We start from the raw sequence: 25712 nt of genomic DNA, 5'->3' as shown, positions 1-25712 counted from the left end.
GGTCAGGCTCCCTTCCCCGCCGTGCGGCGTTCCGTGGGCTGGGTGACCCGGTCGAGCATCAGGCCCAGGCACACGATGGCCACACCCGCGACCAGGCCGAGGCCCAGGTCTCCGGTGGCGAGGCCGGTGACGACGTCGTAGCCGAGGGCACCGCCGCCGACCAGGCCGCCGATGATGACGACGGCGAGGACCATGACCACACCCTGGTTGACGGCCAGCAGCAGCGCGGGCCGGGCCAGGGGCAGCTGGACCTGGCGGAGCATCTGCCAGCGGGTGGCGCCCAGCGAGCGGGCGGACTCCATGGCGGCGGGGTCCACCTGGCGCAGGCCCTGGGTGGTGATGCGGATGACGGCCGGGAGCGCGTAGACCACGGCGGCCGCGGCGGCCGGGGCGCGGCCCACGGCGAACAGCGCGACGACCGGGATCAGGTACACGAACTGCGGCATGGTCTGCATGACGTCCAGGACCGGGCGCAGGATCGCTTCGAAGCGCTTGCTGCCGGCCGCCAGGACGCCGATGCCGAAGCCCAGCACCAACGTCACCGCCAGGGCGGCGAGGACCTGGGAGAGGGTGTTCATCGACGGCTTCCACACACCCAGGACACCGATGGCGGCCATCGCGAGGACGGCGGTCAGGGCGGTGCGCCAGGTGCCGATGAGCCAGGCCAGCGCGGCGACGATGAGCAGCGCGGCGTACCAGGGCAGCGCGGTCAGGCCGTCCCGCAGCGGGTTGAGCACCCAGTCGGTGAAGTGCGCGGCCCAGTCGGCGGTGCCCCCGACGACGGGGACGCCGGAGTAGAGGTGGTCGACCATCCACTCCTTGAAGTCGTTGACGGGGCGGGCCAGATCCACGGCCCAGGCGTCCGGCCAGATCAGGGAGCCGGACAGCCGGCCGACGGCGGCGAGGGCGGCGGTGACCGCCGCGACGCCCGCCCAGGCCATCCAGCCGCGCAGCCACTTCGGGCCGGCGGCCGCGGTGTCGGCGCCGAGGCGTTCACCGGCCGCGGCCGTGGTGCGGTCCATGACGATGGCCAGCAGCACGATCGGGATGGCGGCGGAGAGCGCGGCACCGACGTCGACCGAGGCGAGCGCCTGGTAGACGCGGTCACCGAGACCGGCGGCGCCGATCATCGAGGCGATGACGACCATGCCCAGCGCCATCATGATCGTCTGGTTGACGCCGAGGAGGAGTTCCTTGCGGGCCAGCGGCAGGCGGGCGGTCAGCAGCCGCTGCCGTCCGGTGGCGCCGAGCGAGGAGACCGCCTCCAGGACGCCGGCGTCGGCGCCGCGCAGACCGAGCGCGGTCAGCCGGGCCATCGGCGGAGCCGCGTAGATGACGGTGGCCAGCAGCGCGGCGGGGACGCCGATGCCGAAGACCAGCACGACGGGGAGGAGGTAGGCGAAGGCAGGCAGGACCTGCATGGTGTCCAGGACCGGGCGGAGGATCCGGAACAGGCGTTCGGAGAGGCCGGCCGCCAGGCCCAGCAGGGCGCCGACCACGACCGAGGCGGCGACCGCCACGACCATCAGCGCGAACGTCTGCATGGTGGGGACCCACATGCCGAGCAGGCCGCTGACCAGGAAGGAGATCAGCGCGGTGGCGGCGATGCGCAGGCCGGCCACCCGCCAGGCGAGCAGCGTGACACCGGCCGTCACGCCGGTCCAGCCGAGCGCGAGCAGCAGCAGGTAGACGGCGCGTACGGAGATCACCACGGCGTTGCTGAGGTGACCGAGGAAGTAGACGAACAGCCAGTGGCTGTCGCGGTTGTCGATGATCCAGTCGCTGGTCTTGCCGAGCGGGCCGGAGACGTCGACGGTCAGCGACGACGGCCAGGCGGCGCCGTACTTGGCCTGCAGCAGCGGGACGAGGACCGCCGCGGCGATCACGAGCAGCAGGAGCTTGCTCAGGGCGCGCATCTGCAGTACGGCCCGCAGGGGGCCGGGCCGTTTGGCATCGCTCAGCGGGCGCGTCGCCATGGGAGGCGTGGTGGTGCTCATGCTCGCCCCCGCTTCACGGTGCCGGTGGGCATATTCAGGGCGGCGCAGCGCTGGGCCTCACGCCAGTGGCGCAGCAGGGTGGCGCGCAGCCGGGCCCGCGGCGTGGCCGCGGGAGCTCTGGAACCGACGGCGCGCACGGCGCCGCGGTGGGTGGTGGCGGCGTACATCAGGCGGCCACCTCATCCTGCCGGGGGCCCTCGTCGACGCGGGCGACCACGTTCAGCAGGCAGGCGTGGTCGACGATGCCAAGGCAGCGGCCGCCGTCGACGACGCGGGCGGCGCCGCCGGAGCGGGCGACGGCCTCGATGGCGTCGGAGATGAGGGTGTCGGGCGCCAGCGCCGGGCCCTGGTCGGCCTCGCCGTCCTCGGCCGGGCGCATCGCGCGGCGCACCGTCAGCACCTGCTCGCGCGGGACGTCGCGGACGAAGTCGCGGACGTAGTCGTCGGCCGGGGAGCCGACGATCTCCTCGGGGGTGCCGAGCTGGACGATCTCGCCGTCGCGCATCAGGGCGATCCGGTCGCCCAGGCGCAGCGCCTCGCTCAGGTCGTGGGTGATGAAGACCATCGTCCGGCCCTCCTCGCGGTGCAGGCGGATGACCTCTTCCTGCATGTCGCGGCGGATGAGCGGGTCGAGCGCGCTGAAGGGCTCGTCGAAGAGCAGGACCTCGGGGTCGACGGCGAGCGCGCGGGCCAGGCCGACGCGCTGCTGCTGGCCGCCGGAGAGCTGGCCGGGGCGGCGCTTCTCCATCCCGGCCAGGCCGACCTTGTCGACCACCTCGTTGGCCTTCTCGCGGCGCTCCGACTTGCTCATGCCCTGGATCTCCAGGCCGTAGGCGACGTTGTCGACGACGGTGCGGTGCGGCAGCAGGCCGAAGTGCTGGAAGACCATGGCGGCGCGGCGGCGGCGCAGTTCGCGCAGCGCGGCGCGGTCCATGGCGCGGACGTCCTCGCCGTCCATCTCCAGGTCGCCGCTGGTCGGCTCGATCAGCCGGGTCAGGCACCGCACGAGGGTGGACTTGCCGGAGCCGGACAGGCCCATGACGACGAAGACCTCGCCCTTGTGGACGTCGAAGGAGACATCGCGGACGGCGGCCACACAGCCGGTCTTCTCACGCAGCTCCTGGACGTTCAGTCCGGCGACCGAGGTGTCCTCGGGGATGCGCTCGGCTTTGGGGCCGAAGACCTTCCAGAGGTGGCGGACGGAGAAGACGACCTCACGGCCGTCCGCGTCGGAGGCGGACTCGGGCGTGCGGGCGTTGGGTATCTCGGATGCGCCGGCGGCGGTGGTAGCCATCACGCATCACCTCCTTGGGTCGGGGCCTTGCGGAGCATTTCGGCGCACTTCTCTCCCACCATGAGCACGCCCAGCATCGGGTTGACGGCAGGCATGGTCGGGAAAACGGAGGCGTCGGCGATACGGATGCCGGCCAGTCCGCGGATCTTCAACTCGGGGTCGACCACGGCCAGCCGGTCGTCGGCGGCGCCCATCTTGCAGGTGCCGGCCGGGTGGTAGACGGTGTGGGCCGCCTTGCGCACCAGCTCGCTGATCTCCGCGTCGTCGGTGACCTCGGGGCCTGGGAAGACCTCGCGCTTGAGCCACTTCTTGAACGGCTCGGCCTGGGCGACCTTGCGGGCCAGCTTGATGCCGTCGACGAGGGTCTGACCGTCGTAGTCACCCTCGTCCTCGAAGTACTTGAAGTCGAGGGCCGGCTTGACCTCGGGGTCGGCGGAGGTCAGGTAGAGCCGGCCGCGGGAGCGGGACTTGGGGATGTTCGGCGTCATCGACACGCCGTGCTCGGGGCGCTCGTAGCCCAGTCGCTCGGGGTTGTCGGTGAACGGGATTTGGTAGAAGTGGAACATCAGGTCGGGGCCCTTGTGCTCCGGGTCCCGCTTGACGAACAGGCCCGCGTCGGAGTCCATCGCGGAGTTGCCCGGGATCGGTCCGTTCGTCTCCCAGACGATCACCGACTCGGGGTGGTCGATCAGGTTCTCGCCGACGCCCGGCAGGTCGAGCACGCAGGGCAGACCCAGCGCCTCCAGGTCCTTGCGCGGTCCGATGCCGGAGTGCATCAGCAGCCGCGGGGTGTCGACGGCGCCGGCGCACACCAGCACCTCGCGGGCGGCCTCGACGTAGACCTCCTCGCCGTCCTTCGTGCGGACGTGGACGCCCTTGGCCGTGGTGCCGTCCAGCTCCAGCTTGTGCGCCCAGGTCTCCAGCATCAGCGTGAGGTTCGGGCGGTCGCCGGCCTCGATGTGCGGGTGGAGGTAGGCGACGGACGCGGAGGAGCGCTTGTTGTTCTCCGGGTGGTAGGAGAGGTCGAAAAAGCCGACGCCCTCCTCGAAGGGCCGGTCGTTGAAGCCGACGACCTCGGGGACACCGAGGGCCGTCTTGGTGGCCTCGATCCAGTCGCTGGCGATCTCGTTCTGGTCCTTCTTGGCCACCCGCACGATGTTGTTGCGCAGCTTGCCGAAGTAGGGGTCCATCTCCCGGGCGTTCCAGCCGGTGGCGCCCGCCTCTTCCCACTCGTCCCAGTCGGACGGCAGCGGCTTGAACGAGATCAGCGTGTTGTGCGAGGAGCACCCGCCGAGGACCTTGGCGCGGCTGTGCAGGATGTGCGAGTTGCCGCGCGGCTGCTCGGTGGTCGTGTACTCGTAGTCCAGGTCTCCGCCGAGCAGGCCGAGCCACTTGCGCAGCGTCAGGACGTCCTCGCGGTCGATGTCGGTCGGACCGCCCTCGATGACGGCGACGGTGACGTCCGGGTCCTCGGTGAGGCGGGAGGCGATGACGGAACCGGCGGTGCCGCCGCCGACAACGACATAGTCATACACAGGCATTGGGGGTGCTCCTTCTTACAATGTGCGTGGTGCGGGTGGTGCTGTGACGGGGCGGGTGTCAGCCCGCGAACCAGCGCACCGGCTCCGGCCGGAGGTTTTCGTAAATGTGCTTGCTCTCGCGGTACTCGTCCAGACCTGCGGGGCCCAATTCCCTGCCTATGCCGGACTTGCCGAAGCCGCCCCACTCCGCCTGCGGGAGGTAGGGGTGGTAGTCGTTGATCCAGATCGTGCCGTGCCGCAGCCGCGCCGCGACCCGGCGGGCGCGTGCGGTGTCGCCGGAGAACACCGCGCCGGCCAGGCCGTACTCGGTGTCGTTGGCGAGCGCCACGGCCTCGTCCTCGGTGGTGAAGGTCTCGACCGTCAGGATCGGCCCGAAGGTCTCCTCGCGGATCACCTTCATCTCGCGGTGGCAGCCGTCGAGCACGGTCGGCGCGTAGAAGTAGCCGGTGGCCGGCCGGACGTCGGACGGCTCGGGCCGGGAGCCGCCGCAGCGCAGCTGGGCACCCTCGGCGAGCGCGGAGGCGACGTACGCCTCGACCTTGTCGAGCTGCTGCTGGGAGACGACCGGGCCGCACTCGACGCCGTCCTCGGTGCCGCGGCCGAGCTTGATCTTCTCGGCGCGGCGGGCGAGCTCGGCGACGAAGCGGTCGCGCACCGACTCCTCGATGATCAGCCGGGCACCGGCCGAGCAGACCTGGCCGCTGTGGATGAAGGCGGCGTTCAGCGCCTGGTCGACGGCGGTGTCGAAGCCCTCGTCGGTGGCGCAGGCGTCGGCGAACACCACATTGGGGTTCTTGCCGCCCAGCTCCAGCGCGATCTTCTTGGCGCCGGAGACCGCCGCCGCGCCCGCCTTCGTCCCGCTGACCAGGCCACCGGTGAAGGAGAACAGGTCGACGTCCGGGTGCTCGGCCAGCCGCTGGCCGACCGGCAGACCCGCGCCGGTGACGAGGTTGGCGACCCCGGCCGGCAGCCCGGCCTCGACCAGCAGCTTGATCAGGTGCACGGTCGACAGCGGGGTGACCTCGCTGGGCTTGATCACAAAAGTGTTGCCGGCCGCGAGGGCCGGCGCGATCTTCCAACTCGCCTGCAGCAGGGGGTAGTTCCACGGCGTGATGAGCGCGCAGACACCGACCGGCTCATGCACGACGATGCTGTGCACATCGGGCGATCCGGCGTCGACGACCCGGCCGCCGCTCTCGTTCATCACCAGGTCGGCGAAGTAACGGAAGGCGTTGGTGACGTCGTCGACGTCGACCCGGCCCTCTTCCAGCGTCTTGCCGGTGTCCCGGCTCTCGATGAGGGCGATCTCCTCACGGTCGCGCTGGAGCAGGTCGGCGACCCGGCGCAGCAGCGCGGAGCGTTCGGCGACGGCCGTACGGGGCCAGGCGCCCGCGCCGTTGTCGAAGGCCCGGCGGGCGGCCTCGACCGCGGCGTCGGCGTCCTTCGCACTCCCCTCGGAGACCAGCTGGAGCGTCGTCGCGTCGGCGGGGTCGAGGACCTCCCGCGTTTCGCCGGCTGCGGCCGCGAGCCACACCCCGTCTACGTGAATGGTCTCGATTGACGACACGTCGTTCTGCCTTCCGGTTACCGTTCTGTTCCCACTGGTGCAACCACTGGCGTCACCAGCAACGGGGACCCCTCCCCTGAAGCCGCGTATCTATGCCCACAGCTTCATGGAAAGTGATTCGACTCACTGAATGTGCGGCGGAATGTCCAGGAACGTACCCTGAATAGCCGTATGTACCTGGCGGACTGTTCCCTCGGGACCGGAGGTACCGAGATGACCAGCAGACGGCGTGCCGCCTCTGTCACCGCGGCACTGACCTGCGGCGTGACCCTGATAGCCGGGATCACCTGCACCACGGCCGCGGCGGCGGCGGAGACCTCGGACGGCGGCGAAGGCGATCTCGCGAACAAATCGGCCCAGCAGATCGCCGATGATGCCCTCCAGCAATTGGTCGGCGCGCAATCCCTGCGGTTGCGCACCCGGACCAGCACTGATCCCACCAAACTCGACCTCACCCTCGACCGCGCCGGTAATTGCACCGGCGCCATCAGTAAGGGCAAGTACGGCAGCGTTCAGCTCATCAAGCGCGGAAACGAGGTCTGGATGAAGCCGGACGCGGCCTTCTGGAAGGGCCAGCTGCCCGGCAAATCGGGCGAGGAAGCCGCGACGAAGTACAAGAACACGTTCCTGCACGGCACGACGAAGAACACGTTCCTGCGCAACCTGGCCGCCGCCTGCGACCTCAAGGCCTTCCAGAAATCGGCCTCGACCCCCGAGAAGCCCTCGTCCGGCGGCCACACCCCCTCAACCCCCTCCCACGCCCCCGCGGTCGCCCTCACCAAGGGCCGGCCGACCACCGAGGAGGGCACCCGCGTCCTGCCCGTCATCAAGAAGGCCAAGGGGGACGTGCAGACCCTCTACGTGGCCATCGAGGGCAAGCACTACCCCCGCAAACTCACCGCCGAGCTCGACGACCGCTCCGGCACCATCCTGCTCAGCAACTACAACACCCCCGTCTCCACCAAGACCCCCGCCCCCGGCGACACGGCCGACATCTCCGTACTGGAGAACCGGCTGAAGGATTCGCAGGGGGCGTGACCCCACGTGACCCGTTCCTCCCGCGCCTACGGTGCGTAACACGTGCGGTGCGTAACCGCTCGTACATTCGTATCGTTGAACCGTGCGGCTGCCCGCGCCCGCGCGGCAGCGGGGAGGAGCGGCACGGTGACCATCGAACTGACCGACAGGACCGAGATGGCCGAGAGCGGCGAGCTGGACGACATGTTCGAGCGCGTGGAGCAGATGCACATCCCCGAGGGCTACAAGGTTGAGATCGTCGAGGGGACCATCTACATGGCGCCGCAGCGGGGCACGCACTGGGAGACCATCGCTGACATCTACGAACAGCTCCGCACCCGGTATCCGAGGAAGCGCGTGCTGTCCGACGTGCGTATTGACTTTCCCGGCCATCTGAACGGGTTCGCCTCCGACCTGGTGGCACTGGCCGAAGAGGCCACCAAGAACGACAAGAACCAACCGCGCTACCAGGACATCGAATTCGTCGCCGAGGTCATCTCCGAGAGCACCGGCAAGAACGACTACGGCCCGAAGAAGACGGCCTATGCGCTGGCCGAGGTCCCGGTGTACTTGATCGCCGACCCTTACCTCGGCCGGTGCCGCGTGTTCACCGACCCACAGGACGGCGACTACAAGGTCGACATCACCGTCGCTTACGGCATGCCCATCGATCTCACCCACACCGTCGTCGGCATCACTCTCTCCACCGCCGAGTTCCCCCGCGACTGAGGTCGCACTCGCGGCGCCGTCACCCGGCCTGCCGAACCGGAGGGGCCGCGGGCGGCGGGCCGGACGAAAATGCAGGCATGGCTGACACAGCGGCGAAAGCGGTGCTCGAAGGCGGCCCCGAAGAGCTCCCCGAGCGGATCGTGCCGGTCGATCCTCCCGGGGCCGAGCTGAAGATCCCGTTCCGGAACGGCTATGAACACTTCCGGGCCACCAGCCGGCAGAAGCACACCGCCGAGGGGGCCCTGCCCGTCTACGAGTGGTGGGAGCGGACGGAGCTGCCCGGGTAAGCCCCCGCCCCCCGGGCCCGGCGGTCGTGCGCGGCGCTCAGCGGCCGGGGACGAAGCTCCGCAGGACGTTCTGCTGGGTTTCCTCCTGCTCCGGCCAGTCGGCCTCGGGGCCCAGGACGAGTACGGCGAACTGGCGGCCGTCGGCGGCGGTGAAGGCACAGTCGACGACCTTGACCCGCTCACCCAGCCGCTCGCTGTCATAGGCGTAGACCAGTTGCGTGGCGTCGGCGCCGGGACCCGGGTACCCCAGTGGTTCGAGGCTTATTTCCTTGTAGCCGGGGTTGCCCGACAGCCCCCGCGACGCCGTCTCCAACGCCTCGTACGGGGTGGTGTCCGGTTCGCTGACCTCAAAGATCTGCAACAGCCCGCGGTCGTCCGGGGCGGTGTAGAACACCCCCGTCCGGCGTTCGCTGCGCTGCCAGGTCTTGGGTACGGCCAGGGTGAAGCCCTTCTCGTCATGGACGAGGCGGTAGCCGTCGGGCAGCTCGGTGGAGAGCGGAGTGGGGGACCCGGTGCCGGCCGTGGCGCCGGAGGGCGAGGCGGTGGTGGCCGTGTGGTCCGAGGCGGATGCCTTGGTGCGGGCCGCCGGGCGGGCGGCGGCGGGCTCGTCGCCCGGGTGGCCCCAGAGCAGATAGCCGCCGCCGGCGGCCGCCGCGATCACGGCCACCGCCGCACCCGCGACCAGCGCCGTGCGGTGCCGGAACCCGGCTGCGGGCGCGTCGGCCGGCAAGGGGGCGTAGAGCGAATCGGGGGCGAAGAGCGGTTCAGGGGCCGAGAGCGGTTCGGTGGCCGGCGGGGGGACGGTACCCGCCGTGCCGCCCACCGGTGTCCCGCCCGCCGACGGCCCGCCCGCCGACGGCGTGAAGGAGGGCCGGGGCGGCATCGGGCCCGTGTAGGGCGCGGGCGTCGGGGCGCCGTCCTCCCAGCGCTGGGTCTCGTCGTTCCAGCGGGCCTGTCCGCCGCGCTTCATCCTCAGCCTCCCACCAGGGCCGCGACCGCCTGCGTCACCGCGGCACCGGAGGCCAGCAGCCCTACCACGCCCCCGGCATCCGCAAGCGCCGTACGCAGCCGGGCCAGCCGGCCGGGACCCGCCGCACCGGTGTCCGCGATCTCCGTTTCGGTCTCGGCCAGTTCCCCGCTCAGGGCCGTGATCTGCGGGCTCTCCACCGCCCGCGACAGGTCGTCGCGCAGTGCGCGGACGGCGCGCAGCAGTTCCTCCTGCGCCGGGTCCCCCGCGGGCACGGCCGCACCTTCGTTGTGGGTCACCGTGTTGTGGTCGCCGATGGCGAAGGCACCCCGGACGCTGCCGATGTGGATGCCGTTGCCGCGCTCGTCAGCCGTTGCCACGCTGGGCACTTCCCTTCGTCTCGGCGCCGCGCCGGGTGGTGGAGTGGTGGGTGATGGTGTTGTGGTCGCCGATCCCGACGGCGCCCTGTGCGGACTCGACGTAGACGCCGCCCTCGGCGACATGCACGATCCGCTGCTCGAACTCGTCGGTCTGATAGCCGGCCTCGCGCAGTGCCGTGGTCACCCCGGCCGCCACCCGCTGCTGAATGGTCTTCAGGTAGCGGGCCACGTCCATGTCCTGGAACAGCGAGGACTCCCCGAAGGAGCCCAGTTCGCGTACGGAGGCGCCGGGGCCCTCGGGCAGCGCCGCACCGTGCCCGCCGACCGCCAGCCGCCAGACTGACAGCAGTCCGCGCACCAGCGTGGCGAGGGCGTGTCCGGCGGAGCTGGGGGTGCGGGACAGCGCCCACACCGCCTTGCCGAAGTGGTGGTGGTGACGGTACTGGTGGGCGATCCGGTCGGCGTCCTGGAAGAGCTGCCGCAGCGGCAACAGCACATGCGGCGCGATCTCCAGCATCAGCATCCCGCCCTGGGTGTGCACCCGGACGAACAGCGTGGTGACGATGCCCTCGTTCCAGCCGCCGACCCGGATCCGCAGGAAGTGCCGGCGGGTCTCACCGCCCTCCTCCACCGCCCGCACGCGGTGCGCCTCGAACGCGTCGGGTGCGTACGGCGCCGCTTCGCGGGCCGGCAGCCCCTCGGCCGGCAGGAACACGCACTCGTCGATCTCCAGCGCGCGCAGCCGGTCGCGTACCGCGGCCGCCACCTGGGGCGAACCGTGCGGCGACGGCACCCGCAGCGCCGCCACCAGCGGCACGATCCGGGCCAGGATGGCGCTGTTGTCCAGCGGCTCGGCCTCCCGGTCCGCCCGGGGGTTCAACTCCACCGACAGCGACCAGGCCTTGTACGGGTAACCGGCGCCGCAGAACGGGTCGGCGGCCCGGTACATCACCAGCGGCCCGTGCTGCTCGATCCGCACCCGGTCCCGCAGCCGCTGGAAGCGGTGGCCCTCGGCCCGTTCGGCGGGGTCGGACATCACGTCCGGGAAGCGCTCCCGGGACAGTTCGCCCGCCAGCACCCGGGCGAACTGCCCGCGCTGCAGCGCGACCAGCCCGGCCACGGCCAGCGGCAGCAGCAGCGCGACCCACACCGCGAACAGGATGCCGCCCAGTGCACCGGCACCGTCGTACGTGCTGCCGCTGCCATACGCACTGCCGACGCCGGCGTCGTAGAAGGAGCCGGACGCGCCCGAGCCGTCACTCGTCAGGGAGTTCAGCCCGTCCGGAAGCAGTTCCGAGAACGGCCATCCCGCGCCGATGATGCCGATCCCGGCACCGAACCCTGTCACCAGCAGCGACACATAGAGGAAGGCAAGCGTCAGCCGGCCGTACCAGCGCAGGACGAAGGAGAGAAAGCGGGCCGCCCACTGCGGGACCGGCGCCCGGCGGACCACGCGGCCGAGCGCCATGAGGACGACGGGGATGAGGTAGAGCGCCGCGAGACCGGAGGTCAGCGGGAGCGCCACGATCCACACCAGCAGAATCGCCGCCGCCCAGCCCAGTTGGAGCCGCCTGGCGCGCAGCGCGTGGGCGAGGACGCGCGCGGCGTCGATGCCCAGGGAGGGCGCGGCGAACCGCTCCTCGTGGACGTACAGCTCGTCGATGACCGCGTCACGGAAGGCGTCGTCCATGTACGTACCGGCGCACAGCAGCCGGGTGGCCTCACTGGCGCCCGGCGGGGTCGGGGGGAGCTGCGGCGGCGAGGAGCCGTCGGCCGCCTTCCGCAACCCCTGCGGGCCGCCGGGGCCGCCCGGTTCACCGGGCTGCGCAGGCACATCTGACGGAGTCATCGGCTTCCCCCATTAACCACACCAACGAGCCATCACCGCGGCCCTGTTGAGCAGGCGAGCAACCGGTTACGGCCGCGGCGGTACAGAAGCTGCAGCATAGGGGAACCGAGCACTCCGTGTCAGCGCGATGACCCAAGGTCGCCGGCAGGTCAGGCGGCCGCGGGGAACTCCCCGTTCTTGAGGGCCGCGACGAAGGACGTCCAGCCGCCCGTCGGGAAGACCAGCACGGGGCCCTGCGGGTCCTTGCTGTCACGGACGGGGACGGCGTCGGGGGTACCGGGGGCTACTTCGATGCAGTCGCCCCCGTCGCGGTCGCTGTAGCTGCTCTTCATCCAGGTGAGCGCTACTTCGACGCAGTTGCCGCCATCGTCGTGGCTGTAGCTGCTCTTGATCCATATCGGCGTGCTGAGCTGGTGCTTGTCCATGGTCCCCGTACCCTTCCATGAAGTCGCCGATCAGAGCGGCGGATTCGGGGGCTGACAGAGCATCCGCCCTGAGCACATCATAGGTCTGGCTGTGGCGGGCGAAGACGGCCGGATCGTCGTGGAAATGGCCGCGTTCCAGAGACTCCGAGTAGAGCCAGCATTCCCCGTCGGGCAGCGTGATCAGGGCCATGGAGGCCTTGGGTCGCCGAAGCTCGGCACGGTCGGCCGGGGCAACCTGAAGGCGAATGTTGGCGTACTGCCCCACCCTCAGCAAGTGCGCGCACTGGTCGCGCATGACCGCCGGGCCTCCGACGACGTTGCGCAGGCAGCTCTCATCGAGAACGGCCACGTACAGCGGGCCGTTGACCGCCAGGAAGCGCTGCTGTCGACTCAGTCGCGCCCGGACTCGCTCCGCCACCTTCTCGGCGTTTGTGGTGCGGCGGCTGAACAGTGCGTGCGCGTAGTCAGGCGTCTGCAACAGCCCTGGGATGACCTGCTCTTGATATTCCCGCAGCGCCACCGCCACCGCATCCATCTCAGCCCTGCGCTCGAACCAGTCCGGATGCTGCACCTCCGGGTACCAGTCGATCCGCCCCCATAACCGCAGCAGCACTCCGCCCGTCTGCAGCAGTTCATCGCACTGCCTGGCGAAGGATTCCTGCGGTACGCGCGTGCCTGCCTCCACGCGGGCCACCTGGGAACGGTCGCAGGGGATCTTGCTCGCCAGCTCCTCCTGCGTGTAACCCGCCGCCTCCCGGAAGTGCTTCAGCGCCTCCCCGAACACAGCGGCGTTGGTGGCTGCCGGTCCACTCGCGGCATTGCGTCGTCGTCGGCTCACCGCATCCCCCTTGGTGCCAGATGGTGAGTGTCACGCGTCTGACGTTGCGGCCGCGCACTACGGGGCGCAACGCTGAACACACCCAACGTAACGGGTCATCCGGCCGACTGTGCCGCCTTCTCGCGCAACCAACCTCTGGGAGTCATTGAGCATGAGTTACGACCGGGATGCCGCCCCCGTGTGGCCGGGGCTGCGCCTGCTGCCGTGGGAGGGCGAGGGCGGGAAGCCGTGCTTCTTGTCGGCGGACGGGACCGGGGGTGTGCTGTCGCGGCTGGCCGATGAGATCGAGGCGGAGCAGCTGTGCGACGGTGCCGACGTCCTCAAGGGCGCGGTGGCCGTACTGGACGACGGCAAGGCCGGAGAACATGCGCTGCGGCTGGCACTGCGGGCGACCACGCAGGCCTTCGGCAACGTGCTGCGCGTCGCCGACAGCCGGGGCGCGCGCCTGCCTGTGGCGACGGACGGTGGCCACGAGGCCGATGACAGGGAGCTGCGGACCGAGACCACCTGACCGAGCTGTGCGCGCCCCCAGGGTCTGTCGTTTGGATTATCGAGCGGTTCCCAGTGCCTCGCTATCGGCACCAGTGCACTGTGACGCTCCGGCCGGGCGCTCTTCCAATGAGGACGTGACCAACACCCGGCCGGAGCAAAGTGCATCAGACAGTCGCGGCCAGCCAGCCGATGGTTTCGGTGGTGTGCTTGCCGTCGCTCTTGGTGGCGCCGGCGTACACCTCGTTCAGGCGGATGAGGAAGCCCGTGTTGGTGACGTCATGGATTCGGATGCCCGGCGTCTCCGGCCCGTTGAAGGTCTGGGTCAGTGGGAGGACAACGACGCTGGAACCAGGCGGGAACGGGCTGGGGAAAGTGACCCGCGTGAAGGTCGAGGTGTTACCCCCGCTCGTCTCGATCGCGTTGTCGGAATTCAGATCGATCTTGCCGGTCTGAACGAAGCTCATCGTCGACTTCCTCCGTCTTTGATCTGGACTGCTTGGCCGTCCTCGACGGCCGACGGAAGACTTGTCACGAGATCGCCCCGGCATGCCGAAGTCCTTCAAACGAGTGATCGCCTTTTGGACAACGGGACACCGTGCACATTCCTGCTGACCAACGACACATCCGCATCAACGACGAACTGATCCAAACGAAACCGCCTGGGGAACACCCTGCCGGCACGAATACGCCTGCATCGCGGAGGCCACGCCATGAGTGAATGGAGGGCATGCTCTTCGACTTCACGCACGACCACGACGGTGAACGGCTCAGCGGTGTGTACGGCGGTGCCCCTTCCGGGGTCACCGCCGTGGTGCTACACGGCGCGGGCACCAGCAGCTCGGAGCGACTGCTGCCGCTGGTACGGGAGTTCGTGGCCCACGGTTGCCGAGGGATCGCCTTCGACTTCTCCGGGCACGGCGAAAGCACCGGACAGCTCGGTGAGTTGAGCCTGCGGCGACGGTTCGAGCAGGCCGTCGCGGTGATCGACGCGTACGCGGGGGCGGACGGGCCGCTGGCCCTGGTGGGGTTCAGCATGAGCGGCCAGACGGTGGCCGATCTCGTGGCGCACTACGGGGAGCGGGTCGCGGCGCTGGGGCTGTGCGCGCCCGCCGTGTACGCCGCCGAGGCGTGGGACGTGCCCTTCAAGGACGGGAACGGCCGGTTCAGCGGGATCATCCGGCAGCCAGAGAGCTGGCGGGAGGCGCCCGCGCTTCAGGTGCTGCGGGCGTACGAGGGCCGGGCGGTGCTCGGCGTGCCGGGTACCGACGCGGTGATCCCGTCCGCGGTGACCGAGTCCGTACAGGACGCGCTGGCCGCGCGTGCCCGGTACACGCGGTTCGACCTTCCGGACGCACAGCACCAGCTGGGAATGTGGTTCCGCGATCACGGCGACGACCGGCGGGAGTTCGTGGCGGCGGTGCTGACCGGCCTCGACGGCCACGGCCGGTCGGCCACGCGTGCGCGGGCGGCCAAGTAGCTCGTCCACGGCCGCTCGGGCCGCACACTGCTCACGGCCGGCACACCGCCCCTTGCGGGCATGGGCTCAAGCGGGCGGCGTGAGCGGGGACCACACGCCCATCCACTGTTCGGCGCCCCACTCCTCGAACCGTTGCACCTCGGTGAACCCCAGCTTCGCCGCGAGGCGCATCGAGCGGTCGTTGGCGGTCTGGGTGCAGAGCACCACCGGCTCGCCGGGAAGCGTGTCGGCGAACCAGCCGAGGGCCGCCGCGCACGCCTCGGCGGCGTACCCGCGTCCCCATGCCTCCGGCAGGAACAGGTAGCCGAGCTCGGCCTCCCCGGCATCCGGACGGGCCTGGCTCCGACGCTCCGCGTCGCGCCGGTTGAGCTCGATGGTGCCGATCATCGCTCCGTCGAGCTCGATCACGAAAAGGCCGGGGCGCCGCCCGGGCACTTCAGGCACCGCGCGCTCCAACTCGTCGCGCGGTCGGGGGCCGCCTGTGTAGACGCCCACCTCCGGCGAGGCGAACAACTCGATGAACGCCGCACGGTCCCGGCCCTCGGACGCGCGGAGCACGAGCCGCGCGGTCTTGATCGGGGCAGGTGGCCAGGCGACGGACCCTAATCCAGTCATGGCGGGGAACCTATCGCACGCCCGCCGAGCAGCACGTGCTCTCACCACTCACGAACCAGACCACGGCTCCTCAAGGCATGAGGGGTACCGGGTGTCCAGGAAGAAGCGCTGTACCCCGACCGCTCGACCGGCCCACATGACCGAGCCCGCACGGCCGTTGCAGGCCGTACGGGCTCGTAGGTGCTGCGGTGCCGCCCGGACGGGGCGGCCGCGGCGGTGGGTCAGCCGAGGAGGCCGAGACCGCGGACGGCCTCGCGCTCCTCCGCCAGCTCCTTCACCGACGCGTCGATGCGCTCGCGGGAGAAGTCGTTGATCTCCAGGCCCTGGACGATCTCGTACTTGCCGTCCTTGGTGGTGACGGGGAAGGAGGAGATCAGGCCCTCCGGGACGCCGTAGGAGCCGTCCGAGGGGATGCCCATCGAGGTCCAGTCGCCGGCGGCGGTGCCGTTGACCCAGGTGTGGACGTGGTCGATGGCGGCGTTGGCGGCGGAGGCGGCGGAGGACGCGCCACGGGCCTCGATGATCGCCGCACCGCGCTTGGCGACGGTCGGGATGAAGTCCTCGGCCAGCCACTTCTGGTCGTTCACGACCTCGGCGGCGTTCTTGCCCGCGACCTCGGCGTGGAAGATGTCGGGGTACTGGGTGGCGGAGTGGTTGCCCCAGATCGTCAGCTTGCGGATCTCGGAGACCGGGGTGCCGGTCTTCTTCGAGAGCTGCGAGAGCGCGCGGTTGTGGTCCAGGCGGGTCATGGCGGTGAAGCGCTCGCGCGGTACGTCCGGCGCGGCGGCCTGGGCGATCAGGGCGTTGGTGTTGGCGGGGTTGCCGACGACCAGGACCTTGATGTCGTCCGCGGCGTGGTCGTTGATGGCCTTGCCCTGCGGCTTGAAGATGCCGCCGTTGGCCTCCAGGAGGTCGCCGCGCTCCATGCCCTTCGTACGGGGGCGGGCGCCGACGAGCAGGGCGACGTTCGCACCGTCGAAGGCCACGTTCGGGTCGTCCGAGATGTCGATGCCCTGCAGCAGCGGGAAGGCGCAGTCGTCCAGCTCCATGGCGGTGCCCTCGGCGGCCTTCAGACCCTGGGGGATCTCCAGAAGGCGCAGCTTGACCGGCACGTCAGCGCCGAGCAGATGACCGGAAGCGATGCGGAAGAGGAGTGCGTAACCGATCTGGCCGGCGGCGCCGGTGACGGTGACATTGACGGGAGTGCGGGTCATGGCGATCTCCTGCGCGGTGTTTTCCGGGGGCAAGCCCCTGGACCACCATGGGTGGCGGTGGGTGTCCCTGCCCAGCTATCCGGGTCTCTTGGTATCGAGAGACCCGGCCGTCAGGCTATCGGACCCCTGCCCGGCGGAAGTGACGGGCCGGTGTGGGACACCTCACCGGGTGCTTCCGGGGCGCCCGTACGGCTGCCCCCAGGGGCTCGCTCGTCCGGCGCGGTGTGTGCTCCGCGCCGGTCCCGCAGGAAGGGGGCGGCGGCCGCCCACTCAAGGAGGGGGGAGTGCGGGCGGCCGCCAGGTTGTGCCACACCCGTGGGGGGTAACCGTCGTCTGCCCGAGATCCTGTCGGACATGCCCCCTGAATTTCGGCCAACCTCCGGGAGGGGTCCCGGGCAGGCAGCGGGCCCGGCGCCCGGCCGGTCGGCGCCCGCGCCAACCCGCCGCGCCGATCGGCGCCGATCACCCCTGCCTCATCGGCGGCATCCCGTAGGAACCGCTGATGATGAATCAGGGAGCAGTTCGCCGATTCTTCTTGAGCTCAGCCAGCACCTTCCTGCTGGCAGCTGTAAAAGGATGGTCAGCTCCGAGGCTGTTGGTCCGCCTTTCCACGACGTCATTCATAAGGTCTACTGCTTCCTCGAAGCGTCCGAGGCCATCTTGAATTCGAGCGTATAGCTGTTGCGCCGAAAGCGCGATGGGGTAATCGGACCCGAATCGACGTTCATACGTGTCCGCGACCAGCCGAATCTCCTCATTAGCCTCGTCAAAGCGCCCGAGTACGTAAAGCGCCCAGGCATGATTGTGCCTTGCTCCCAGCGTGACTGTGTGCTCCGGGCCGAGGTGCCGCTCACATTCCGCGGGCAAGGAAAGCAATGCCCATCAAGGCCGCGAGGACCGTGTGGCAACTCAAGGTCAGCATCGTTGCACCATCAAACTGAACAGACAAGCGACCCTCGATGGAATTTTCCCCTGGCATATGCCATTGTCCATTTTTCCTGCGCAACAGCAGCGTTTGCTCTGGCCGCATCGAGCTTCAGGCGTTAAGCTCGAAAAGCTCTGGTTACGCCCGAAGGAGAGGAGTGGTTGTGGCCAGACCTTGGGAAGCTGACCCTAAAACGCGGTTCAAGAGGCGGCTGGGAAAATCCCCACAGGAGTTAGGACATACCACAGACAATCCCGACTGTCCCGATATCTGGGAGCTAGAAAATGGGGATGTCGCCATCATCGGCAGAGATCTGACAGGCTCGCTCGGGAAAAATCTTCCGGCAGGCGTGTCGGTAGGCGACGACGAACGACTCGTCGTCATCCCGAGGAGCATGATGGTCGCGGCGAAGCCGGATATCCCAAGTGTTTGAGTCGTTCCAGCGAACTACCTCAGAGCATTTGGATCGACCAAGCTACCACAAGGACTTTCGTCGCCATCATGAGAGCGGCATCCGCTTCTTGAAAAAGCTTGAGCGTGGGCAGAATTTCAAGGAGCGAGGGTTTCCCAGCTGGGAAGCCTTTGCTGCCGGCGAGTGGAATAGAGCACTCTCCTTGATTGAGGAGAAGCGTGAAGTCTACGCTGCTCAGTTCCAGAAGGCTGCTGAACTCGGGGTTCTGGAGCGTCGGCTTCGCGTAGTGCAGTTCCCTGTTACACCGTACGTACAGTGGGAATTGTTCGTACTTCGCCTACGGGTGGAACTGGGCGATAACATCCGAGTGATGGATGCCCGCAACATCTCAGATATCGAAGCCGATCACCTTGTGCCGGAAGTCGTGATCCTTGGCGACGAGGTCATGTATGAGGTGGTTTACGACGACGACGGGAATGCAGCGGGAGCGAATCGGATCACGGATCAGGTGGCGATTGAAGAAACTTCCGCCGACTTCGATGCGCTTTACGGCCAAGGGGAAGATTTCACAGAGTTCTTCAATCGGGAAATTGCGCCACTCGATCCTCCGATGGTCGTTCAGTGAGTGATTCCTCCGAGGCGGAGATCCGCTTACGCGAGGGCGCTCGCCCATTGGGGAAGCCGAACGCTTCCCGCCGCATGAGCGCCGCCGCTTGCTACGTAGCGGCGGTCACGCGCCGCGCCGCGTCGGCAGGCCAACGACGACGACGGAGACGGGCCGGGCGCCCCGCAGAGTGTGCGGGGCGCCCGGCCCGGTTTGGTGGCCACTCGGTGTCGTCCCCGGCGGACTTGGCGAGCCGGAACGTGCGCGGCAGGTTGCTCACCTGCTCGGCGCTTCCGTGGCGGAACCGGCGGGCGTGGCCCGAACTGGACGGGCGCAGTTCTTGGCGCCCGCCATGGTCGTCTGGCAGGCCGCGACCTTCGCCGGGTCCCCGGACACCGCGACCATCGGGGTGTAGGCGTCGCCGCCCCGCTCGGCCTGTGCCGTGGCGCTGTGGCCGCCGGCGCTGATGGTGGCCTGGTCGCCCTGCGCCGCTCGGCTGATCCGCGCCCAGGCGGTGTGGCAGACCGCGCTGTAGCGGACCTCGATCACCGAGCGCCCGGCCAGGCCGCGGGACAGGGTGACCGCGTGCGTCCCGCCGCAGCCCATTTTCTCCGGGTCCTTGCCCACGCAGCCCTCGCCGGTGCAGTGCACCCCGGCCGGAAGATCCGGCTTTGCGCTCGGCGCGGCGGCGGGGGCGGCCGCCGGTTTCGTGACCGGTTCGGCGGCCGGTCTCAGCAGCAGCACGGCGGCGCCGGCCAGCAGCAGCGCGCCGACCGCACCGGCGGCGAAGACGGCCGTCCGGCCGCGGCGGGCGCGCTGGTTCGCGGGTGCGGCGGGAGGGGCGGCCGGCGCCGGGGAGTGGCCCGGTCCCGATGCCGCCGCCATCTGCTCGGCGGGGAAGTCGGCGCTCGACGGGAGGTCCAGGCGCGGCTGTTGCGGCCACTGCACCGTCAGCGGCTCCGTGAGCGGGCCCGCGGCCTGCGGCGACTTCGCGCCCTTCGCCTTCGCCGCCTTGGCTTCTGCCGCCTTGGCGGCCTTGGCGGACTTCGTCGTCGGCTCGGTCTGTGCCGGCTCCGTGTCGAACTCCCCCAGGGCGGCGCGCGCCTGAGCCACGCTGATCGCTTCCATGGTGACGTCCTGCCGCATCTCGGCCCGGCTCCAGGCCCGTTCGGCCAGCTCCCACAGCGTGGTGAGATGCGCGGGCTGCGCGCCGGTCACCTCGGCGAGCGCGACCACCGCGCGCAGCGGCGGCAGCAGCCGCCCGTTGAGATACCGCTCCCAGGACGTCTTGCTGTAGCCCGTACGGTCCGCGACGGCGGCGACACTCAGCCCGTTGCGGTCCACAAGCCTGCGCAGCTGACCGGTGAACTCCCCTATTTGCGGATCGAGTTCTTCCGGAAGCGCCTTCCAGCGAGGCATTGCCTCCCCCTATCCCCCCGCTTACGTGCGACAGCGGCTCCCCCGGTCCGCCCTTCTTGCTCCCCGCACGGACGCCCCCGGTCAGGACGGCAGTTCGCGTGCGCAGGCGCACGGGAGCATCCGGGCACAGGTCACCCACCCGCACACCCCGTGGCCCCCGCAGTGTCGCATTTCGACCGGACTCTGTACGAGTTCCGTACGTTTACTGACAAGAACAGCCCGCCCACCCCCCGGGGGGCCTACTGTGCGAAGCACTCCCGTGCCCCGCCGCCCGCCGGGTAGAGACAAAGGCGGATGCCCTCGGGTCCGCGGGCCACCGCCATCGGCGTGACGAGATATGCCTCGGCGTCGAACCGGTCCACCACCCGTACCGACCGCGGCCGCGCCCCCGGCACCGACACCTCCAGACGGTCCCCGACCCGGCCGTTGCGGAGCCGGCCCCAGGCCGCGCCGCAGGCCTTGCCGTAACGGAGCTGCACATGCTCCCCGCGGGCGGCGGTGCGCTCCACGGGCGTCACCACCAGGTCAGGGAGTTCGCAGTACATCGTCTCGGGATCCATGCCGTCGCAAGCCCTCGCCCGGCAGCCGGTCACCTCGGAAGGCTCGGGTGCGGCCGCCCCTTTCCCCGGGCTGGTGCTCACCACACCCCCCTCTCCCACCCCGAAGGCCAGCACCGCCACCCCGACCGCCGCCAGGCCGACACAGGCGCCGGCGATAACGGCTATGACGCGCTGCGGCAGCCGTGGGGGCGGCGCACCGGCCGCGGCGCGTCCCGGGTCCGGGGCCGGGGCGGGGTCTGGGTCCGGGTCCGGGGCCGGGGCCGGTGACTCGCCGCGGTCCGGCGCCGCGCCTCTGCCCGGCGTCGCGCTCTGGTCCGGCGCCGCGCCCCTGCCCGGCATCGCGCCGCCGTCCGGCCGGCCGCGTCCGCTCCAGGCCGCATCCGCCAGCTCCCACAGCGCCAGGAGCCCTCCGGACGGCTCCCCCGCCAGCCGGCACAGCGCCTCGACCGCACCCCGCGGCGGCAGCTTCTTCGCGTTGAGATAGCGCTCCCAGGACGACTTGCTGTACGGCGTCCGCCCGGCGAGACCGGCCAGGGTGAGGCCCGTGCGGTCCCTCAACTCCCGCATACGCACTGCCAGTCGGGAGCTTTCGACGCCTTCCCCCGGTGCGCCGCCGGGCCCGCTCACCTGCGCAGCACCTTCCAGGTGTCGGGGCCCACGATCCCGTCCGTGGGCAGCCCGGCTCTGGCCTGCAGACGCTTGACGGCACGCAGGGTCTTCCCGCCGACGATGCCGTCCACCACGCCCGGGTCGTAGCCCTGGCGGTGCAGCAGACACTGCGCCTCGACGACGTCCCAGCCCGTCGCGCCGCGGTCCAGGATCGCCGTGCCGGTGCTGCTGTGCCCGGCGTACAGGGCGCCTGCCCGGCGCTGTACGGAGCAGGGGAAGGCCTCCCCCGGCCGGTGGGTGAAGGTCAACGTGGCGCCGGTCCCGCTGACGGTCGGCACGGCGTCCGCGCCACTACTGCCTATCCCGGAGGCGTCCTCCCAGAGACGGGCGACCAGCAGCGCCGCGCCGGCCATGACGAGCACGGCCAGGGCCCCCAGCACCAGCGGCCTGAGCGGCACTTGGCGACCGGCCGGGGCCGCGGCGGGCACGCCCCCTACGGCAGGTACGGCGGGTGCGGCAGGTGCGACAGGTGCGACAGGTACGGCGGTGGCACCGGGCCCAGCGGGTACGGCTGCCTCGTCCCGCTCCGCCCCTGCCTCCGCCCCTGTCCCTGTCCCTGTCCCTGCCTCTGCCTCTGCTCCTGGTCCTGCCTCCGGCTCCGGCTCCGCCTGCGGCCGTTCCGCGTGCCAGGCCTGGGCGGCGACCTCGTGCAGCGCCAGCAGCCGGGTCGTATCGGCCTCACAGATGCGCGCCAGCGCCTCCACCGCCTCGCGCGGCGGCAGCTTCTTGCCGTTGAGATAGCGCTCCCAGGACGACTTGCTGTACGAGGTCCTGGCGGCGAGCGCGGCCAGGCTCAGGCCGCTGTGGTCCTTCAGTCTGCGTAACTGGACGATCAGATACCGCACCCGGTGGTCCAGCGATTCGGGCAGCCCTTTCCAACGCGACATGTTTCACCCCATACGCGTTCGTTCTCCCCCGAGGCCATGAGCCCCCTGTGCCGCCGATGATGGCGCGGACACGGCTTCCTTTCCCGCTTTTCACTCTTTCCACGCGGTGTCCGAACCGTCCCGCCGCCTCCTTCACCGTCCCACCGCGGCGTCCACCCCGACGACGTCCCCGCAGGTCACAGCCGGGACATCCCACGGCGTCCCACGGCGTCCGCAGATGGCGGCCACCGTGCGCCGGACACCGGCGGGCGGAAGCACGACCGGTGGCACTCCCCCGGGCGCACGGCCCGTCCCACGACGCCTCCACCGCCCTCCGCGCGCCGCCCCGCGCCCTGTGCGACCTCCTGCGGCCTCGAACGACCTCACGCGGCCCGTACGCCCCCTGGCCCCCGCACAGCACAACGGCGGCCCGTCCCCTCCCGGAGGAGAGGACGGGCCGCCGTCATCGCGTCGTACCAGCCGGTTCGGCTGGGGAGGGACCCCTACCGCACCGTGAAGTGAACGATGTCGTCCAGGAACGGGATGTGGATCCACGGCTTGGGCTGCACCATCAGCGCCAGCATCACGATCACGAAGCCGAGCCCCCCGTAGGTGGCCATATCGGTGAAGCGGGAGCGCACGGCCAGCATCCCCACCGACGGCAGCGCCCACCGCAGCACCGCGCCGGCCAGCAGGGCGAGCCCGATCACGATCGACCCGATGCGGAACGCGTCGAGCGCCACGAGCAGCAGCCCGAGCGCGACCCCGCCCATGACGCTGAGCAGCGGCCACTGCCGGGCGGGCGCGGGGAAGCCGCCCGAGGCGGCCCGCCCGCCGCCTTCCGGCCGGGCGGTGTCGCGGGTCAGCGTCGGAAAGCGGCGCGAGGAGCGCTGTGGCTCGCTGGCCCCGTCCGCATGCGCTTCGGCACCCATGGCTGGCAGTCCCTTCGGGGTCCGGATCCGTCTGTCTCAGGGACAGGGTCTCAGATCGCGTGTGGTCAGCCCGCCGCGCGCTCGGCGGCCTCGACGACGTTGACCAGCAGCTGGGCCCGGGTCATCGGGCCGACGCCGCCGGGGTTGGGGGCGACCCAGCCGGCCACCTCGGCGACGCCCGGGTGCACATCGCCGACGATCTTGCCGGCCTCGTCGCGGCTGACGCCGACGTCCAGGACCGCCGCGCCGGGCTTGACGTCCTCGGGCTTGATGATGTGCGGCACACCGGCCGCGGCGACGATGATGTCAGCCTGCTTGAGGTGCGCGGACAGATCGCGGGTGCCGGTGTGGCACTGGGTCACCGTGGCGTTCTCGGACTTGCGGGTGAGGACCAGCGGCATCGGGCGGCCGATGGTGATACCGCGGCCGACGACCACCACATGCGCGCCCTTGATCTCGACGTCGTGGTGCCGCAGCAGCTGGACGATGCCGTACGGGGTGCAGGGCAGCGGCCCCTCGATGCCGAGCACCAGGCGGCCCAGGCTCATCGGGTGCAGGCCGTCGGCGTCCTTGGCCGGATCCATCAGTTCCAGGACACGGTTCGCGTCGATGCCCTTGGGGAGCGGGAGTTGGACGATGTAGCCGGTGCAGGCCGGGTCCTCGTTCAGCTCCCGTACGACCGCCTCGATCTCCTCCTGGGTGGCGGTCTCCGGCAGTTCCCGCTGGATCGAGGCGATGCCGACCTGGGCGCAGTCACGGTGCTTGCCGCCCACGTACCAGCGGCTTCCCGGGTCGTCGCCCACCAGGAGGGTGCCCAGACCGGGCTGCACGCCCTTGGCCTTCAGCGCTTCGACGCGGGTGGTGAGCTCGGACTTGATAGCGGCTGCGGTGGCCTTGCCATCCAGGATCTGGGCAGTCATACCCCCCATCTTCGCGGATGAGGGCGGCGGCGTTCCAATCAGGGCATGCGGGGCGCCGGTGGCCGGAATTGATCATTGCACTTGCACAACAGCCAGGGGCCTTGACTGGACAGAGTGAATGCGCAACTAGAAGGATTGACGCACAGTGCCGCAGGCTTTGTCGGGGGGTGGCCAGTGAAACCTGTTTTTCCTCCGAGTCACGCCGCGTCGTGCCGTAGTCACCCAACGGAGGAAAACAGCAGATGAGTTTCGGCGACCCGAACAACCCCTACGGCCAGCAGCCGCCGCCGCAGGGCCCGTACGGCCAGCAGCCCCCGGCCCCGCCGCAGGGACAGCCCGGTTACGGGTACCCCCAGCAGGCACCGCAGCAGCAGCCGTACGGCTACCCCCAGCAGCAGGTCCCGCAGCAGCAGGCCTACGGCTACCCGCAGCAGGCCGCGGCCCCCTACGGCCAGCCCGGGATGCCGGGCATGGGCATGCCGACGGGGTACGCGAGCTGGGGTGCGCGGCTGTGCGCCATGCTCATCGACGGCCTGATCGTGGGCCTGGTGCCCGGCATCCTGTACGCGATCGGGATCGGCATGATCACCTCCTCCGCGAGCGAGATCAACAGCTGCGCCTACGACGACTACAACTGCCGGGCGGAAGCAGCCTCGGCCGGCCCGCCGACCATCGCCTTCCTCCTGGTCGGCATCGCCGCCCTGGCGGCCATGGCCGGCGGCATCTTCATGCTCATCCAGGAAGGCAACAAGGGCCAGACCATAGGCAAGAAGGCCATGAGCATCCGGGTGGTCCGCGAGGACACCGGTCAGCCGCTCGGCTTCGGCATGGCTCTCGTCCGCCGCCTGGCGCACTTCCTCGACAGCATCGCGTGCTACGTCGGCTGGCTCTGGCCGCTGTGGGACGACAAGGCCCAGACCTTCGCCGACAAGGCCGTGGGCTCGGTGGTCGTCAAGACCCAGTAAGCGGTTGGGGGTGTCACCCCGGCCCGAGGTGCACCACTCCGTGAAGGCCCCCTCGCCCCTGCGCGACCGGGGCCTTCACGGCTCCGTTCACGTCGCATGAAGGACACGCTCGTGAGTTATCCCCCACAGAACCCTTACGGTCCGCAGCAGGGTCAGCAGCCCCAGTACGGCTACCCGCAGCAGCAGCCTGCGCCGCCACAGCAGCCGTCCCCGTACGGCCCCTACGCGGGCGGCAGCGGGATGCCCGGGATGCAGCCGCAGTACCCGGTGGCGATGCCCGGCGGGGCCAAGGCCGCCCGGGTGATCCTGTTCGTGCTCGCCGGTGTGAACCTCATCGGCCTGATCATCGCCGTGGCGGGGCTGGGCGGCGTCAGCAAGGCCTCGCACGATGTCTCGCCGTACTCCGCCGCGGACGAGGTCTCGGCACTCAACTTCGGCAAGGGCCTGCTGATCGCGGTGATCGTGCTCATCGTGGTCTTCACCGTGCTCGCGATCACGCTGGCCCTGCAGTTCGCCAACGGGGGCAACGGGGTCCGGGTCGGCAGCATCGTCTTCGGTGTCGGCACCGTCATCCTGAGCCTGTGCACGTTCCCCCTCGGCCTCGTCCACACCATCCTGGGCATCATGGTGCTCGCCTTCATCTCCAAGGACGAGAGCAAGTACTGGTTCAACAGGCCGCGTTACTGACGTCTTCGGTTACGCCTTCGGTGACCGCGCGGATGCAGCGCGGAAGGGCCGCACCCCGGCTGGG

General features: G+C 70.2%; 27 protein-coding genes and 1 pseudogene. 9 read left to right on the top strand and 19 right to left on the bottom strand.

Features of this window, described 5'->3' with window-relative positions:
* Window positions 1–2: 2 nt before the first annotated feature.
* Genes CFW40_RS22215 through CFW40_RS22200 form a run of 5 tightly spaced genes read right to left on the bottom strand, consistent with a single transcriptional unit; the run spans window position 3 to window position 6399 of the window.
* Window positions 3–1997, bottom strand: a complete 1995-nt coding sequence (locus tag CFW40_RS22215) for a proline/glycine betaine ABC transporter permease (RefSeq protein ID WP_176956414.1) — start codon at window positions 1995–1997, stop codon at window positions 3–5.
* Window positions 1994–2164, bottom strand: coding sequence for a hypothetical protein (locus CFW40_RS37210; RefSeq protein WP_176956415.1), 171 nt, complete (start codon window positions 2162–2164; stop codon window positions 1994–1996). The genes CFW40_RS22215 and CFW40_RS37210 overlap by 4 nt, the downstream gene beginning before the upstream one ends.
* Entirely contained in the window at window positions 2164–3291 is a 1128-nt protein-coding gene (locus CFW40_RS22210) for a glycine betaine/L-proline ABC transporter ATP-binding protein (protein WP_088799531.1), read from the bottom strand. The genes CFW40_RS37210 and CFW40_RS22210 overlap by 1 nt, the downstream gene beginning before the upstream one ends.
* Complete coding sequence (locus tag CFW40_RS22205; RefSeq protein WP_088799530.1) at window positions 3291–4832, bottom strand: GMC family oxidoreductase; 1542 nt, start codon at window positions 4830–4832, stop codon at window positions 3291–3293. The genes CFW40_RS22210 and CFW40_RS22205 overlap by 1 nt, the downstream gene beginning before the upstream one ends.
* Window positions 4833–4890: 58 nt before the next feature.
* The gene (locus CFW40_RS22200) at window positions 4891–6399 is read right to left on the bottom strand and encodes an aldehyde dehydrogenase family protein (protein WP_088799529.1); all 1509 of its coding nucleotides are present in this window, start codon (window positions 6397–6399) and stop codon (window positions 4891–4893) included.
* A gap of 213 nt (window positions 6400–6612) precedes the next feature.
* On the opposite strand from CFW40_RS22200, the gene CFW40_RS22195 reads away from it, so the two are divergent.
* From CFW40_RS22195 to CFW40_RS22185, 3 genes are all read left to right on the top strand, one after another.
* On the top strand, window positions 6613–7437 hold the full coding sequence (locus CFW40_RS22195) for a hypothetical protein (protein WP_088802291.1): 825 nt from the start codon (window positions 6613–6615) through the stop codon (window positions 7435–7437).
* 126 nt (window positions 7438–7563) lie between these two features.
* Window positions 7564–8145 (top strand): Uma2 family endonuclease, encoded by a 582-nt coding sequence (locus CFW40_RS22190; RefSeq protein WP_256331336.1) that lies wholly within the window; start codon window positions 7564–7566, stop codon window positions 8143–8145.
* Between the two features lie 77 nt (window positions 8146–8222).
* Window positions 8223–8432, top strand: coding sequence for a DUF5988 family protein (locus CFW40_RS22185; protein ID WP_164992965.1), 210 nt, complete (start codon window positions 8223–8225; stop codon window positions 8430–8432).
* A 37-nt stretch (window positions 8433–8469) separates the two neighbouring features.
* Here the strand turns inward: CFW40_RS22185 and CFW40_RS22180 are convergent, their stop codons facing one another.
* The 5 genes and pseudogenes from CFW40_RS22180 to CFW40_RS22160 form a co-directional block, all read right to left on the bottom strand.
* Window positions 8470–9402, bottom strand: a complete 933-nt coding sequence (locus CFW40_RS22180) for a hypothetical protein (protein ID WP_088799528.1) — start codon at window positions 9400–9402, stop codon at window positions 8470–8472.
* Between the two features lie 2 nt (window positions 9403–9404).
* Complete coding sequence (locus tag CFW40_RS22175) at window positions 9405–9779, bottom strand: hypothetical protein (protein ID WP_088799527.1); 375 nt, start codon at window positions 9777–9779, stop codon at window positions 9405–9407.
* On the bottom strand, window positions 9766–11628 hold the full coding sequence (locus CFW40_RS22170) for a hypothetical protein (RefSeq protein WP_088799526.1): 1863 nt from the start codon (window positions 11626–11628) through the stop codon (window positions 9766–9768). Before CFW40_RS22170 ends, CFW40_RS22175 begins: the two co-directional genes overlap by 14 nt.
* A gap of 149 nt (window positions 11629–11777) precedes the next feature.
* Complete coding sequence (locus CFW40_RS38220) at window positions 11778–12053, bottom strand: DUF397 domain-containing protein (RefSeq protein WP_256331337.1); 276 nt, start codon at window positions 12051–12053, stop codon at window positions 11778–11780.
* Between the two features lie 40 nt (window positions 12054–12093).
* Window positions 12094–12837, bottom strand: a pseudogene (locus tag CFW40_RS22160) (Scr1 family TA system antitoxin-like transcriptional regulator); the annotation flags it as partial.
* Between the two features lie 205 nt (window positions 12838–13042).
* Here CFW40_RS22160 and CFW40_RS22155 point away from each other — a divergent pair.
* Window positions 13043–13402 (top strand): hypothetical protein, encoded by a 360-nt coding sequence (locus tag CFW40_RS22155; protein ID WP_088799523.1) that lies wholly within the window; start codon window positions 13043–13045, stop codon window positions 13400–13402.
* Between the two features lie 145 nt (window positions 13403–13547).
* On the opposite strand, the gene CFW40_RS22150 is transcribed toward CFW40_RS22155, so the two are convergent.
* The gene (locus CFW40_RS22150; RefSeq protein ID WP_088799522.1) at window positions 13548–13847 is read right to left on the bottom strand and encodes a hypothetical protein; all 300 of its coding nucleotides are present in this window, start codon (window positions 13845–13847) and stop codon (window positions 13548–13550) included.
* Between the two features lie 263 nt (window positions 13848–14110).
* Here CFW40_RS22150 and CFW40_RS22145 point away from each other — a divergent pair, with 263 nt between their 5' ends.
* Window positions 14111–14860, top strand: a complete 750-nt coding sequence (locus CFW40_RS22145) for an alpha/beta hydrolase (RefSeq protein WP_088802288.1) — start codon at window positions 14111–14113, stop codon at window positions 14858–14860.
* A 66-nt stretch (window positions 14861–14926) separates the two neighbouring features.
* Here CFW40_RS22145 and CFW40_RS22140 read toward each other — a convergent pair whose 3' ends face one another.
* The 3 genes from CFW40_RS22140 to CFW40_RS22130 all read right to left on the bottom strand — a co-directional run bounded on the left by CFW40_RS22140 (window position 14927) and on the right by CFW40_RS22130 (window position 17556).
* A complete protein-coding gene (locus CFW40_RS22140; protein ID WP_088799521.1) occupies window positions 14927–15475 on the bottom strand; it encodes a GNAT family N-acetyltransferase in 549 nt (182 codons plus the stop codon).
* 221 nt (window positions 15476–15696) lie between these two features.
* Window positions 15697–16689 carry a malate dehydrogenase gene (locus CFW40_RS22135; RefSeq protein ID WP_088799520.1) on the bottom strand — a complete coding sequence of 331 codons (993 nt, stop codon included), beginning with the start codon at window positions 16687–16689 and terminating at the stop codon, window positions 15697–15699.
* Between the two features lie 510 nt (window positions 16690–17199).
* Complete coding sequence (locus CFW40_RS22130) at window positions 17200–17556, bottom strand: tetratricopeptide repeat protein (RefSeq protein ID WP_306427458.1); 357 nt, start codon at window positions 17554–17556, stop codon at window positions 17200–17202.
* A gap of 221 nt (window positions 17557–17777) precedes the next feature.
* On the opposite strand from CFW40_RS22130, the gene CFW40_RS22125 reads away from it, so the two are divergent.
* Window positions 17778–18047 carry a hypothetical protein gene (locus CFW40_RS22125; protein ID WP_088802287.1) on the top strand — a complete coding sequence of 90 codons (270 nt, stop codon included), beginning with the start codon at window positions 17778–17780 and terminating at the stop codon, window positions 18045–18047.
* Window positions 18040–18651, top strand: coding sequence for a DUF6879 family protein (locus CFW40_RS22120; RefSeq protein WP_088799519.1), 612 nt, complete (start codon window positions 18040–18042; stop codon window positions 18649–18651). Before CFW40_RS22125 ends, CFW40_RS22120 begins: the two co-directional genes overlap by 8 nt.
* A 255-nt stretch (window positions 18652–18906) precedes the next feature.
* Here the strand turns inward: CFW40_RS22120 and CFW40_RS22115 are convergent, their stop codons facing one another.
* From CFW40_RS22115 to CFW40_RS22095, 5 genes are all read right to left on the bottom strand, one after another.
* On the bottom strand, window positions 18907–20049 hold the full coding sequence (locus CFW40_RS22115) for an XRE family transcriptional regulator (protein WP_088799518.1): 1143 nt from the start codon (window positions 20047–20049) through the stop codon (window positions 18907–18909).
* 239 nt (window positions 20050–20288) lie between these two features.
* Window positions 20289–21236 carry an XRE family transcriptional regulator gene (locus CFW40_RS22110; protein ID WP_256331338.1) on the bottom strand — a complete coding sequence of 316 codons (948 nt, stop codon included), beginning with the start codon at window positions 21234–21236 and terminating at the stop codon, window positions 20289–20291.
* The gene (locus tag CFW40_RS22105) at window positions 21233–22165 is read right to left on the bottom strand and encodes a helix-turn-helix domain-containing protein (protein ID WP_088799516.1); all 933 of its coding nucleotides are present in this window, start codon (window positions 22163–22165) and stop codon (window positions 21233–21235) included. Before CFW40_RS22105 ends, CFW40_RS22110 begins: the two co-directional genes overlap by 4 nt.
* 482 nt (window positions 22166–22647) lie before the next feature.
* Entirely contained in the window at window positions 22648–23076 is a 429-nt protein-coding gene (locus CFW40_RS22100) for a DUF3017 domain-containing protein (protein ID WP_088799515.1), read from the bottom strand.
* A gap of 65 nt (window positions 23077–23141) precedes the next feature.
* On the bottom strand, window positions 23142–23996 hold the full coding sequence (locus CFW40_RS22095; RefSeq protein ID WP_088799514.1) for a bifunctional methylenetetrahydrofolate dehydrogenase/methenyltetrahydrofolate cyclohydrolase: 855 nt from the start codon (window positions 23994–23996) through the stop codon (window positions 23142–23144).
* Window positions 23997–24238: 242 nt separating this feature from the next.
* On the opposite strand from CFW40_RS22095, the gene CFW40_RS22090 reads away from it, so the two are divergent.
* Both CFW40_RS22090 and CFW40_RS22085 read left to right on the top strand, forming a co-directional pair.
* Window positions 24239–24961, top strand: coding sequence for an RDD family protein (locus tag CFW40_RS22090; RefSeq protein WP_088799513.1), 723 nt, complete (start codon window positions 24239–24241; stop codon window positions 24959–24961).
* A 111-nt stretch (window positions 24962–25072) separates the two neighbouring features.
* A complete protein-coding gene (locus CFW40_RS22085) occupies window positions 25073–25648 on the top strand; it encodes a hypothetical protein (RefSeq protein WP_088799512.1) in 576 nt (191 codons plus the stop codon).
* Window positions 25649–25712: the final 64 nt, after the last annotated feature.

Source organism: Streptomyces sp. 2114.4 (assembly GCF_900187385.1).
GTDB lineage: Bacteria > Actinomycetota > Actinomycetes > Streptomycetales > Streptomycetaceae > Streptomyces > Streptomyces mooreae.
This window is presented reverse-complemented; position numbering and strand designations above follow the sequence as displayed.

Coding starts and splice junctions, on each gene's coding strand:
- CFW40_RS22215 (WP_176956414.1), bottom strand. CDS start 1,997: ATGAGCACCACCACGCCTCCCATGGCGACGCGCCCGCTGAGCGATGCC.
- CFW40_RS37210 (WP_176956415.1), bottom strand. CDS start 2,164: ATGTACGCCGCCACCACCCACCGCGGCGCCGTGCGCGCCGTCGGTTCC.
- CFW40_RS22210 (WP_088799531.1), bottom strand. CDS start 3,291: ATGGCTACCACCGCCGCCGGCGCATCCGAGATACCCAACGCCCGCACG.
- CFW40_RS22205 (WP_088799530.1), bottom strand. CDS start 4,832: ATGCCTGTGTATGACTATGTCGTTGTCGGCGGCGGCACCGCCGGTTCC.
- CFW40_RS22195 (WP_088802291.1), top strand. CDS start 6,613: ATGACCAGCAGACGGCGTGCCGCCTCTGTCACCGCGGCACTGACCTGC.
- CFW40_RS22185 (WP_164992965.1), top strand. CDS start 8,223: ATGGCTGACACAGCGGCGAAAGCGGTGCTCGAAGGCGGCCCCGAAGAG.
- CFW40_RS22180 (WP_088799528.1), bottom strand. CDS start 9,402: ATGAAGCGCGGCGGACAGGCCCGCTGGAACGACGAGACCCAGCGCTGG.
- CFW40_RS22170 (WP_088799526.1), bottom strand. CDS start 11,628: ATGACTCCGTCAGATGTGCCTGCGCAGCCCGGTGAACCGGGCGGCCCC.
- CFW40_RS38220 (WP_256331337.1), bottom strand. CDS start 12,053: ATGGACAAGCACCAGCTCAGCACGCCGATATGGATCAAGAGCAGCTAC.
- CFW40_RS22155 (WP_088799523.1), top strand. CDS start 13,043: ATGAGTTACGACCGGGATGCCGCCCCCGTGTGGCCGGGGCTGCGCCTG.
- CFW40_RS22150 (WP_088799522.1), bottom strand. CDS start 13,847: ATGAGCTTCGTTCAGACCGGCAAGATCGATCTGAATTCCGACAACGCG.
- CFW40_RS22145 (WP_088802288.1), top strand. CDS start 14,111: ATGCTCTTCGACTTCACGCACGACCACGACGGTGAACGGCTCAGCGGT.
- CFW40_RS22140 (WP_088799521.1), bottom strand. CDS start 15,475: ATGACTGGATTAGGGTCCGTCGCCTGGCCACCTGCCCCGATCAAGACC.
- CFW40_RS22135 (WP_088799520.1), bottom strand. CDS start 16,689: ATGACCCGCACTCCCGTCAATGTCACCGTCACCGGCGCCGCCGGCCAG.
- CFW40_RS22115 (WP_088799518.1), bottom strand. CDS start 20,049: ATGCCTCGCTGGAAGGCGCTTCCGGAAGAACTCGATCCGCAAATAGGG.
- CFW40_RS22105 (WP_088799516.1), bottom strand. CDS start 22,165: ATGTCGCGTTGGAAAGGGCTGCCCGAATCGCTGGACCACCGGGTGCGG.
- CFW40_RS22100 (WP_088799515.1), bottom strand. CDS start 23,076: ATGGGTGCCGAAGCGCATGCGGACGGGGCCAGCGAGCCACAGCGCTCC.
- CFW40_RS22095 (WP_088799514.1), bottom strand. CDS start 23,996: ATGACTGCCCAGATCCTGGATGGCAAGGCCACCGCAGCCGCTATCAAG.
- CFW40_RS22090 (WP_088799513.1), top strand. CDS start 24,239: ATGAGTTTCGGCGACCCGAACAACCCCTACGGCCAGCAGCCGCCGCCG.